9 protein-coding genes are annotated in these 10,627 nt (G+C 59.0%); 1 reads left to right on the top strand and 8 read right to left on the bottom strand.

Annotation, left to right across the window (positions count from 1 at the left end; genetic code table 11):
• Positions 1-7 precede the first annotated feature (7 nt).
• From gspG to Q6A51_RS00645, 4 genes are all read right to left on the bottom strand, one after another.
• Positions 8-439 carry a type II secretion system major pseudopilin GspG gene (gene gspG / locus Q6A51_RS00660; protein WP_304573872.1) on the bottom strand — a complete coding sequence of 144 codons (432 nt, stop codon included), beginning with the start codon at positions 437-439 and terminating at the stop codon, positions 8-10.
• A gap of 24 nt (positions 440-463) precedes the next feature.
• Positions 464-1,666, bottom strand: a complete 1,203-nt coding sequence (gspF, locus tag Q6A51_RS00655) for a type II secretion system inner membrane protein GspF (protein ID WP_201003143.1) — start codon at positions 1,664-1,666, stop codon at positions 464-466.
• On the bottom strand, positions 1,663-3,387 hold the full coding sequence (gene gspE / locus Q6A51_RS00650; protein ID WP_304573871.1) for a type II secretion system ATPase GspE: 1,725 nt from the start codon (positions 3,385-3,387) through the stop codon (positions 1,663-1,665). The genes gspF and gspE overlap by 4 nt, the downstream gene beginning before the upstream one ends.
• An 87-nt stretch (positions 3,388-3,474) precedes the next feature.
• On the bottom strand, positions 3,475-3,693 hold the full coding sequence (locus Q6A51_RS00645; RefSeq protein ID WP_304573870.1) for a hypothetical protein: 219 nt from the start codon (positions 3,691-3,693) through the stop codon (positions 3,475-3,477).
• 482 nt (positions 3,694-4,175) lie between these two features.
• On the opposite strand from Q6A51_RS00645, the gene Q6A51_RS00640 reads away from it, so the two are divergent.
• Complete coding sequence (locus tag Q6A51_RS00640; protein WP_304573869.1) at positions 4,176-6,917, top strand: beta-glucosidase; 2,742 nt, start codon at positions 4,176-4,178, stop codon at positions 6,915-6,917.
• 89 nt (positions 6,918-7,006) lie between these two features.
• On the opposite strand, the gene Q6A51_RS00635 is transcribed toward Q6A51_RS00640, so the two are convergent.
• The 4 genes from Q6A51_RS00635 to Q6A51_RS00620 form a co-directional block, all read right to left on the bottom strand.
• Positions 7,007-7,651, bottom strand: a complete 645-nt coding sequence (locus tag Q6A51_RS00635; protein ID WP_304573868.1) for a TetR/AcrR family transcriptional regulator — start codon at positions 7,649-7,651, stop codon at positions 7,007-7,009.
• 80 nt (positions 7,652-7,731) lie between these two features.
• Positions 7,732-8,526, bottom strand: coding sequence for an ABC transporter ATP-binding protein (locus Q6A51_RS00630; RefSeq protein ID WP_201017740.1), 795 nt, complete (start codon positions 8,524-8,526; stop codon positions 7,732-7,734).
• Entirely contained in the window at positions 8,520-9,518 is a 999-nt protein-coding gene (locus Q6A51_RS00625) for an ABC transporter permease (RefSeq protein ID WP_201017741.1), read from the bottom strand. The genes Q6A51_RS00630 and Q6A51_RS00625 overlap by 7 nt, the downstream gene beginning before the upstream one ends.
• Positions 9,505-10,578 carry an ABC transporter substrate-binding protein gene (locus Q6A51_RS00620; protein ID WP_201003156.1) on the bottom strand — a complete coding sequence of 358 codons (1,074 nt, stop codon included), beginning with the start codon at positions 10,576-10,578 and terminating at the stop codon, positions 9,505-9,507. Before Q6A51_RS00620 ends, Q6A51_RS00625 begins: the two co-directional genes overlap by 14 nt.
• Positions 10,579-10,627: the final 49 nt, after the last annotated feature.

Raw genomic sequence — 10,627 nt, 5'->3', positions numbered from 1 at the left:
CGCCTCCTTACTCCCAGTTGCCGAGATCGGCGCTATAGCCTTCACCACCGGGCTCGCCATCCTGACCGTAGAAAATCAGATCGAAACTGCCGTGCTGCCCCGGAAAGCGGTAGCCGAAAGCATGGCCGAACGGATCCTTGAGGTCCGACGGCTTGGCGTAAGGGCCGTTCCAGCCCGAGGAGTTGCCGGGTTTTTCCACCAGTTGCTGCAAGGTCTTGGGCGGCGAGCCAACGTCCAGTGCATAGCTTTCGATCTTCATGCCCAGACTGGCCAGTTGCGCCTTGCCCGCGCCGTATTTGCCCTTGTCGACGTTGCCGCCGACCTGACGCACAACGATGGTTGCCACGATGCCCAGCAGAACAATCACGGCAAGCATTTCCAGCAGGGTAAAACCGTCCTGTCGGCGTCCGGGTTTGAAGCGCGTACGGTTAACACTCATCGGGGTGATTCCTCGTTCATGAATTCAGATATTGCTGGTCAGGCTCATCAGCGGCAGCATGATTGCCAGCATGATCACAGCGACCATGCCCGCCATGACCACCGTCAGCGCCGGCACCAGCGCCGCGAGCATGCGATCGATACCGCGCTTGGCTTCGACATCGAAGATATCGGCGACCTTGAGCAGCATGCTGTCCAGCTCGCCCGCCTGCTCGCCGACCTCGATCATCTGCAATGCCAGATCGGGTAACAGCGGTTGTGCGCCAAAGGCACTGGCCAGTGTGCCGCCGCCCTTGACCGACTCTGCGGCCTGCTCCACTTGCGTCTGCAAAGCCCGGTTGGTGCAGACCTGACGGGCGATGACCAGAGCCTGCAACAACGCCACGCCATTGCTGAGCAACGTACCGAGGGTGCGCGTCAGACGTGCAGCTTCGACCCGTTGCAGCAAGGGGCCGATAACCCGGATGCCCAGCAAGCGCCGGTCACGGCGTTCGCGGCGCTGCGGGTCGCGCAGACGCACAGCCATGACCCAGGCCAGGACAATCAGCCCGGCGAACAGCGCCAGACCGTAGTCCCCCAGAAACTGACCAAGGTCGAGAATGACCTCGGTAATCAGCGGGATCGGCACGCCAAGATCCTTGAAGATAGGCACAAACTGCGGCACCACATAGGCCAGCAGCAAGGCCAGGGAACCCAGTACACCGACCACCAGAAACGCCGGATAGATCAGCGCATTGATGACTTCGCCACGCAGCAACTGGCTACGCTCCAGGTAATCGCTCAACTGGCGCAGGGTGCTTTCCAGCGCACCACCGGCCTCTCCGGCACGCACCATGCTGATATACAGCGGCGAGAACTGACTGCCCTCTTCTTCCAGCGCAACAGACAACGGTTTACCGGCCTTGACCTGCTCGCGAATCCGCTCGATCAAGGCTCTGGTCTGCGGTTGGCCAGGCTGTTTGAGCAGAATTCCCAAGGATCGTTCCAGAGGCTGGCCAGCGCCCAGCAGCGTCGCCAGTTGCTGGGTAAAGCTGACCAGTGCCGCGCCACTCAGTTGCCCACGCCCCAATGCACGGCGCAAACCGCCCAGACCGGCACTTTCTATGTGCATCACCATCAAGCCGCGCTTTTGCAAGGCGGCTACGGCTGCCTCCTGATCCTTGGCCTCCAGCGCACCGTTCTGCACGGCACCCGAGGCATCCAGAGCGCGGAACTTGAACAGGCTCATGAGCTTTCACCACGAGTAACGCGCAGCACCTCTTCCAGAGAAGTCACACCTGCAACGGCCTGACGCAAGCCCTCTTCATGCAGGGTTCGCAAACCACCGCGCCGGGCAGCCTCTTCCAGGGTCGCAGCATCGGCATGGCGCATCAGCAGGCTGCGCAACTCTTCATTCATCACCAGCAGTTCGGTGATTGCGCTACGCCCGCGATAACCACCGCCCGGCGCATCGGCACGAGGCCGGTAAAGACGAATCGGGCGTTCATCGGTAAAGCGCTCAAGCCCGTGTTCGGCAATAAGCTCCGGCGGCGCATCGAAGGCCTCCCGGGTGGCCGGGTCCAGGCGTCGGACCAGCCGCTGAGCGAGAATACCGTTGACCGTGGACGCGATCAGATAGCTTTCCACGCCCATGTCCAACAAGCGGGTGATACTCGCCGCCGCACTGTTGGTGTGCAGGGTCGAGAGTACCAGGTGACCGGTCAACGAGGACTGAATGGCAATACGACAGGTTTCCAGGTCGCGCATTTCCCCGATCATGATGACGTCCGGGTCCTGACGCACAATCGAGCGCAGTGCTCCGGCAAAGTCCAGGCCGATGGCGGGCTTGACCTGAATCTGGTTGATGCCTTCGAGCTGATACTCCACCGGGTCTTCAACGGTGATGATCTTGCGCTCGGCGGTGTTGAGCCGTGACAGCGCAGTATAAAGAGTCGTGGTCTTGCCGGAACCGGTCGGGCCAGTCACCAGCAGAATGCCGTGGGGACGCTCCAGCACATCAAGGAAATGCTCAAGACGTTCGCCATCGAAACCCAGGCTGGGGAAATCGAAATCGATGGTCTGGCGATCCAGCAGGCGCATGACCACCGACTCGCCAAAGCTGGTGGGCACGGTGGAAACCCGCAAGTCCAGTTCCTTGCCCTGAATACGCAACATGATCCGCCCGTCCTGGGGCAAACGGCGTTCGGCAATGTCCAGCCGCGCCATGATCTTGACCCGGGAAATCACTGCCGCCGATGAACTGGACGGCGGCGCTTCGGCTTCGTGCAATACGCCATCGATGCGATAACGCACCTTGAGCTGGCTCTCGAAGGGTTCGATATGAATGTCCGAGGCGCGCTGCTCGACTGCACGTTGCAGGATCAGGTTGACCAGACGAATCACCGGCGCTTCGGAGGCCAGGTCCTTGAGGTGTTCGATGTCTTCCAGCGAGCCGCCGTCTTCATCGAGGTTTTCAATCAGCGTGCCCATGGCGGAACGTCCCTGGCCGTAATAGCGCTCGATCAGGGTTTCGACTTCATTGCGCGGCCCGATGGACAACCCGACCGGCACTTTACAGGCATAGGCAATGGCCTGGAACGGATACAAGACTGCGGGGTTGGCTGCCAGCACTTGCAAGCGGTTGTCGCTCCAGCCCACCGGCACCACCTGATAGTGGCGCATGAAGCGTTCGGTCAGCGGTGGCAATGGGTCCAGCAAGGGCGGCGCGGCATCGGCCATCAGCAGTGGAGCCTGCAATAAAGCAGACCAGGCACGCGCCAGCTCGAATTCGGAAACCAGCCCCAGGCGCGTCAACAAAGCCAGCAGCTCGGTGCCTTCGGACTCCTGCTGCAAGCGCTGAGCGCGTTCAAGATCCTGGGTTTTCAGACCGGCATTGCCCATCAGCCAGGCACATACCTGAGCGGCATCGGGAATCAGGAGCTGGGTAGCATCGACGGGATCTGACTGCATTTGGGAGGAAATCTGTACACATCGGAGGGGCATAGACTACAGCACTCCCTCATGACGAGGGAGGCCATGCTCAGAATCGTCTTACGATCAATCAGACTGTTTCTGAGTAGTCGAGCTCTGCGGGCGCCCACCCTTGGCTGTTTCGACTGTCTGTTTCTTCGCCGCCTTGGTGTCCTGAGTCTGGGTCATCACAGTGGAATCGCTCGCTCCGGAAGTCGCATCTGCATCCGTGGCTTCAGCCGCAACTACCGCGCCACTAAGCGCCATACCCAGAACAACACCCGCACCAAAAATCGACAACTTCATAGCAAATACTCCAGACAACTAAATTCAAGGATTAAATAAAACAGGGCCAAGGAATCGAATCAGACCTGGCAACTAAGCAGCTGACCATCAGGTGGCTACCACCCAACAGACACGGCACTGAAAATTCTTAAACCCATCGACCAGTAGGTTTAACAAGAGTTCAAAATTTGTAAAGAAAAAAGTCAAAAACCAACAAAAACACATTTTTGTTTGACTTTTTATTGTCTCTTTCGTCTTAATTGTTGCGATTTGTTAGTTCAAAGCGCCATCAAGTAGTGGCTCTTTGGAATCAAACAAGCAGAAGAACTTAAATAATATTTAATCGATAAAAACATCATAAAACAGCAACACCCGCTTGAAGTTAAAACACTTTGAATCGCGGTGACGGGAAACTGTTGCCCAAAGAAAAGTCATGAAGTAAGCGACCCTGTCGTCGCTTCTCCCTGCATGAATCCTTATTGACCCAGTTGTTGGAGAGACGCATGAACAAACGGAAAATGATCGGCGCCCAGTCGGCCCTGGCCTTGCTGGCATTGGCTGTATCGCAGGTACATGCTACCGACGCCGCTCAGCAGGAAGCTCGTGAAGCCCGCGCCGAAAAGGCCGCGCAAAAGACCCTGGACAAGATGACCCAGGAAGAAAAACTGGCCTATATCGGCGGTACGGGTGGTTGGGATGTCAAACCCCTGACCCAATACGGCATCCCGCAGATTCACGGTGCCGATGGTGGCGTCGGTGTGCGCTACACCAGCGAGGGCAACGATCAGGGCGTGGTCTATCCGTCCGGCCCCAACCTGGCGGCCACCTGGAACCCGCGCCGCGCCATCGATCTGGGCCGCGCCCTGGGTTATGACACGGCCACTGGCGGCTACCAGTTCATTACCGGCCCTGGCGTGACCCTGTACCGCATGCCTTACGGCGGCCGTGCGTTCGAGTACATCTCGGGTGAAGATCCGTTCCTGGGTGCAAGCCTGGCGCCAGGCGTCATCAACGGTATCCAGTCGCGCGGTGTCTGGGCCAACGCCAAGCACTTCGCCGCCAACGATCAGGAAAGCAGCCGCTTCACGCTGAACCAGATCATGAGCGAACGTGTGCTTCGTGAAATGTCGCTGCCAGCCTTCGAGTCCGCCTCCAAGAACGGCAATGTCTCGATGGTGATGTGTGCCTTCCAGAAGATAAACGGTGAATTCGCCTGTGAAAACAAGCACTTGATCACCGATATTCTTAAAAAGGAATGGGGCTACAAAGGCTTCGTGCAGAGCGACTACAACGCTGTCGTCCATGGTCTGAATGCTGCCCAGGCAGGCACCGACCTGGACATGATGGGCTATCAGATGAACAGCACCATCCTCAAGCCTTACCTCAACAGCGGTGAGTTGAGCGCAGCGACCATCGACGAAAAAGTTCGTCGTATCCTCAAGCAGATCTACCTGTACAAGTTCGATAGCAAAGCGCCTTTGACCACCCACAACATGAACAGCGCCACCAGCAACAAGGTCGCCCTGAACGCTGCCCGCGAAGGCATCGTGCTGCTCAAGAACCAGGACAATCTGCTGCCGCTGGACAAGCAGAAGGTCAAGAAAATCGCCGTTGTCGGCAACCTGGCCAAATACGCACCGCCTACCGGTTTCGGCAGCGCCAACGTTCAGGCGACCCGCTACGTCAGCGAGTTGAGCGGCCTGCAACAGATTGCGCCGAATGCCAAGGTCGAGTTCATCGATGGTCTGTCACTGGACCCGGCCGCCGCTCAATGGACCAACACCAATACCGCTGGCGATGACGTGAAAGGCATGAAGGTCGAGTACTTCAGCAATGCCAACTGGTCCGGCGATGCAGCGGTGACCCGCACCGAAACCCATGTCGACCTGGACTGGGCCAACGACACCGACCTGCCGTTCGAGAGCAATACCTCGACCTCCGATCCGTATACCAGCAAGGGCTCGACTGCCGGTTCGCTCAATGGCGACACTTCCTCCACCTCGATTCGCTACAGCGGCAAGATCACCCCGACCCAGAGTGGCGAACAGGTATTCAAGGTGCGCGCCGACGGGGCCATCCGCCTGTACGTCAATGGCAAGAAAATCATCGACAACGGCGATGGCAACCCACTGCCGGACAACAGCATCCCGCCGACCATTCCGGAATACGCCAAGATCAACCTGGAAGCAGGCAAGAGCTATGACGTGAAACTCGAATACTCGCGTCGTGCCGGTTACCTCTCGACCATGGGCGGCCTGGTGGGCGTGCAGATGAGCTGGGCGGCATTGAACGCACCTCAGGATCTGTCCGGTTACGATGCGGTAGTGGTTGCTGTCGGTAACAGCGCCGAATACGAAGGTGAAGGTTTCGACCACAGCTTCGATCTGCCTGAATACCAGAACGAACTGATCCAGAGCATCGCCAGGGTCAACCCCAATACCGTGGTGACCATGTTTGGCGGTACCGGCCTGAAAATGAGCGACTGGATCGATCAGGTTCCGGTGGCGCTGCATGCGTTCTATCCAGGTCAGAACGGTGGTCAGGCACTGGCCGAGATTCTGTTCGGCAAGGTCAACCCGTCAGGCAAGCTGCCGATCAGTATCGAACGCAATATCGAAGACAACCCGGTCTATGCGTCCTTCCCGAAATTCGACAACGAAGGCGCGCTCAAGGAAATGGACTACAAGGATGACCTGCTGCTGGGTTATCGCGGTTACGAGAAGAAAGGCATCAAGCCGCTCTACCCGTTCGGATATGGCCTGTCCTACACCACGTTCGGCTACAGCAACATCAGCGTTACGCCAGGCGTAGCGGTGGGCAATACGCCGATCAAGGTCTCGTTCGACCTGACCAACACCGGCAAGGTCGGTGGTTCGGAAGTGGCTCAGTTGTATGTAGGCCAGCAGAACCCGAAAGTCGAACGCGCCCTCAAAGAGCTTAAAGGCTACAAGAAGGTGTTCCTCCAGCCGGGTGAAAGCAAGCGTGTGACCATCGAGCTCAATGATCGCTCGCTGGCTTACTACGACGTCAAATCCAAGCAGTGGGTGGTCGATGCCGACACCTTCAACCTGTCGCTGGGTGGCTCGTCTCAGGACATCCGCCTGAACGCCAAAGTGGTCAACCCGTTCCGCCAGGAACTGTCGACCACCACCAGCAACCCGCTGCCACGTTCGGCACTGAACTCGGTGAATGTCAGCAAACCAGCGGTGAAGACCGGTGGGGTGTTTGAGCAGGAAACCGAATAACCGTCGCAGGAGCGGATTTATTCGCGAGATGGCATTGAAGACGATGCATTTGCTTTGCATGTATCGGCCTCTCGCGAATGAATTCGCTCCTACCGGGTAAGCCTTATCGCCTGATCGACCTGCGCAATGTAGGCATCGAAACTTTTCACCAGATCGATCTGATCCGGGAAACGCAGCCACTGGATCTGCAACCCGTCCATCATCGCCAGAATCTGCTGGATCAGCGCTGGCAAGTCCACATCGGCGCGAACTTCCCCGCTTTCCACCAACTCCGAGAACTGCGCCAGCAGCCGCTCGTAGATCCGCTGATAACGTGTCTGAAACCAGGCCCAGGCGGGATGGCTTTCCAGCAGACTTTCCGCATTGAGAATCGAGAAGGCCCGGATCACGCCCGGTGCCGTGGCATTGGAACGGTTGATCGCCCGCAGGCTGCCCAGCAGGCCGGTGAGGTTGTTTTCTGCGCGGATTTCGTCGGCGATCTTGCGGCTGACCTCATCGCGCCGGTCCAGCACGCCCATCAACAGGGAAACCTTGTTGGGGAAGTGATGCAGCAGGCCGGCGACGGATATGCCGACAATCCCCGCCACCTGAGCCATGGACGCTCCGGTGTAGCCTTCCAGGGAAAACACCTGCAAGGCCGCATCGAGCAGTTCTTCGCGGCGTTTTTCGCCTTTGGGCGCACGTCGTTGCCGGATGGCTGGCGACCCCGTGTCCTGTGGGTTGTGCCGGGTCATGGCAGGCTCCTTCTTGTTCAGGCGCGTACCCTACTCACTCAGGTCACAGGCCGCAATCCCGTGGCGCCACCGACTATCGTCTACCACCGTTCTCCCAGCCCGAGCAGGCCGAGGATCTGACGACGCAAGTCAACGAGGTAAGGATCGTCACGATGACGTGGATAAGGACGTTCGATGGTCAATTGCGCCTTGATACTGGCTGGCCGGTCACTGAAAACGATCACGCGATTGGCCAGCAGCAACGCCTCTTCGACATCGTGGGTCACCAACAGCGCGGTATAGCCCTGGCGTTGCCAGAGATCGATCAGTTCCTGCTGCATGGCAATTCGGGTTAGAGAATCAAGCTTGCCCAGCGGCTCGTCGAGAATCAGCAACCGTGGCTCATTGACCAGGGCCCGCGCGAGCGCCACCCGTTGCGCCATACCCCCGGACAATTGCCTTGGATAAGCCCGCCCGAACTGACTGAGCCCAACCTTCGCCAACGCCGCATCGACCTTGGACGAATGGGTTTTCAGCAAGCCCTGAGCTTGCAGCCCCAGCGCCACGTTGTCCCATACCCGACGCCAGGGATAAAGGGTCGGGTCCTGAAATACCACGACCCGGGAAGGATCCGGGCCGCCGATGGGGACGCCATCGGCCAGCAAGGCACCGGAATCGGCAGGTTCAAGCCCGGCCACCAATCGCAACAGGGTGGACTTGCCGCACCCGGAAGGCCCGAGCAATGCAACGAATTCGCCAGGGGCGACATCCAGCGAAACCTTGTCCAGCACCGGCAAACGCTGGCCATCCAGCGCAAACCCATGGCTGAGGTTATCGATACGCAACGCAAGCCCGGCTTGCGATGAAGGGTTTGAAGCCTGAGCTGTAGCTACCATTTCATGGTTCCTTGTTGCCAGGCCAGCAGACGGTCACGGATCAGAAACAACGCCGTGATCAGGCCAGAACACGCCAGCGCCATGATCAGCAGCGCAGCATACATATTCGCGTAAGCCGCCCAGCCCTGCGCCCATTGCAGGTACCAGCCGATCCCGGATTTGACGCCCATCATTTCGGCCACCACCAAAGTCGAGAAAGACGCGCCCAGGCCCATGAACAGCCCGACGAACACATGGGGCAAGGCAGCCGGGATCGCCACGTTGAAGATCAGGAAACCCGGTTTGGCACCCAGCGTGCGCGCCACGTCGTAGTAGGCCTTGTCGACACTGGCAACACCCGACCAGGTCAACACAGTCACCGGAAACCAGGTGGCCAGTGCAATCAGGAACACACTGGCGCTCCAACTGGTGGGGAACAGAAAGAAGCACAGTGGCAACAGGGCTGTGGAAGGCACCGGACCCAGAATGCGCAGGACCGGATGCAGCCAGTAGCCAATGCTGCTCGACCAGCCGATGGCGACCCCGGCGATAAAACCTGTCACGGCTCCCAGCGCCACGCCGGTGCCCAGCAACAGAGCCGAATGCAGCAGACTTTCCAGCAGACGCGGCCAGTCTTCGACGTACACATCCAGCAAGGCCTGCGGTGGTGCAAAAAATGGCACAGGCAGCAGACCCAGCTTGGCAGTGAGCACTTCCCAGATACCCAGCAGGACCGGCAATGCAATCAGCCATGGTCCGGCCGCCTGAGCCCGGCGAGCCAATCCTTCAGACCAGCGCCCGGCAATACCGACCAGCAGGACCAACAGTGCAATCACCAGACACAGATTCGCCAAGCCTTCGGTCATCGGCCACTTGCGGGTGGCATTGGGCAGATACAGGGTCAATGCGGCGACAACGATCCAGGCAAAAACAGCCACTGCGCCCAGCTTCCAGAACCCGAAAGCCTGACGGGATTCGTCAGTCGCCAGCGTGGTAGCCTCAACTGAAGACATCGGCGGTAATCTCCTTGGAGAACTCAACGGCATCGGTGCTCTGACGGATCACTTCGACGGTTTTCAGGTCCGTGACGTAGGTCTGGATTTCCTTGGTCAATGCCGCACCGACAGCGTGATGCCCGTGAGTGTGGTCGTGAAGGATCGCCTGAACTTCTTCGACCGAAGTGTTCAAGGCGTGGGCCTGGAACCCCTTGGCGACCACTTCGGGATTTTTCACGGCGTAATCATGAGCTTCAAGAATCGCCTGGGTCAGGGCCGCCACTACGCGCTTGTCCTCACGTACCAGCTTGCCGGTCACACCCACCACGCAGCAGCTCAGGTTGGCATACTCCTCAACCAGGTTGGTGGACAGCTCCCGGGCCTTGCCTGCATTGATCAGGCGATACATGAAAGGGTCGCTGCCGCTGACCGCCTGAACCTCTCCCCGCTCCAGCGCCGTGCCCAGCAGGTCTGCCGGATACAGCCGCCAGTCCACATCCCGCACCGGGTCGACGCCATGTTTCTTGAGCAGCACCGAGAAGAAATTGCGGTCAGGGCTGGCCATGTCGGTCACACCGATGGCCTTGCCCTTGAGGTCCTCCAGCTTGTTGATCGGGCTGTTGGCGGCACTGAGCAGACGCAGACAACCTCCATGAGTGCCAGCCGTCAGCTTGACGTCGAAGCCCTGCTCCAGCGCCTTGAGCCAGCGCAGCGCCATGCCGACACCGGCATCAGCCTTGCCGGTTGCAATGGCTTCGAGCAGCACTTCGGTGGAGTTACCGAAGTTGACCAGTTCCACATCCAGATTGTGCTTCTTGAAGAAACCCTGGCCATGGGCGATGACCACTGGCGCCAGGCAGACCGCGTTGAGGTTGACCGCCAGCTTGAGTGCTCGCGGCTCGGCCAGACGAATGAAGTCTCCAGTGCCGGCAGGCTCGATATCCGGATGACTCAGATGCCCGGCATGCTCGTCCACTGCCCAGCCGGAACGCGGCAACGACAGCAACAAAGGACTGGCCAGAACGGCGCTGGCCCATCCCAGCAAGCGGCGACGGGTTAAAGAATCAAAAGCGGACATGCGGGTCGTTCCTTGAGAATGAAAACGGTGATGGCCTTCACCGAGAGGT

This window comes from Pseudomonas serbiensis, assembly GCF_030580745.1.
Taxonomy (GTDB): Bacteria; Pseudomonadota; Gammaproteobacteria; order Pseudomonadales; family Pseudomonadaceae; genus Aquipseudomonas; species Aquipseudomonas serbiensis.
Note: the sequence above shows the minus strand (reverse complement) of the source record. Positions and strands in the feature narration are given on the sequence as shown.

Coding starts and splice junctions, on each gene's coding strand:
- gspG (WP_304573872.1), bottom strand. CDS start 439: ATGAGTGTTAACCGTACGCGCTTCAAACCCGGACGCCGACAGGACGGT.
- gspF (WP_201003143.1), bottom strand. CDS start 1,666: ATGAGCCTGTTCAAGTTCCGCGCTCTGGATGCCTCGGGTGCCGTGCAG.
- Q6A51_RS00625 (WP_201017741.1), bottom strand. CDS start 9,518: ATGTCTTCAGTTGAGGCTACCACGCTGGCGACTGACGAATCCCGTCAG.
- Q6A51_RS00635 (WP_304573868.1), bottom strand. CDS start 7,651: ATGACCCGGCACAACCCACAGGACACGGGGTCGCCAGCCATCCGGCAA.
- Q6A51_RS00640 (WP_304573869.1), top strand. CDS start 4,176: ATGAACAAACGGAAAATGATCGGCGCCCAGTCGGCCCTGGCCTTGCTG.
- Q6A51_RS00620 (WP_201003156.1), bottom strand. CDS start 10,578: ATGTCCGCTTTTGATTCTTTAACCCGTCGCCGCTTGCTGGGATGGGCC.
- Q6A51_RS00630 (WP_201017740.1), bottom strand. CDS start 8,526: ATGGTAGCTACAGCTCAGGCTTCAAACCCTTCATCGCAAGCCGGGCTT.
- gspE (WP_304573871.1), bottom strand. CDS start 3,387: ATGCAGTCAGATCCCGTCGATGCTACCCAGCTCCTGATTCCCGATGCC.
- Q6A51_RS00645 (WP_304573870.1), bottom strand. CDS start 3,693: ATGAAGTTGTCGATTTTTGGTGCGGGTGTTGTTCTGGGTATGGCGCTT.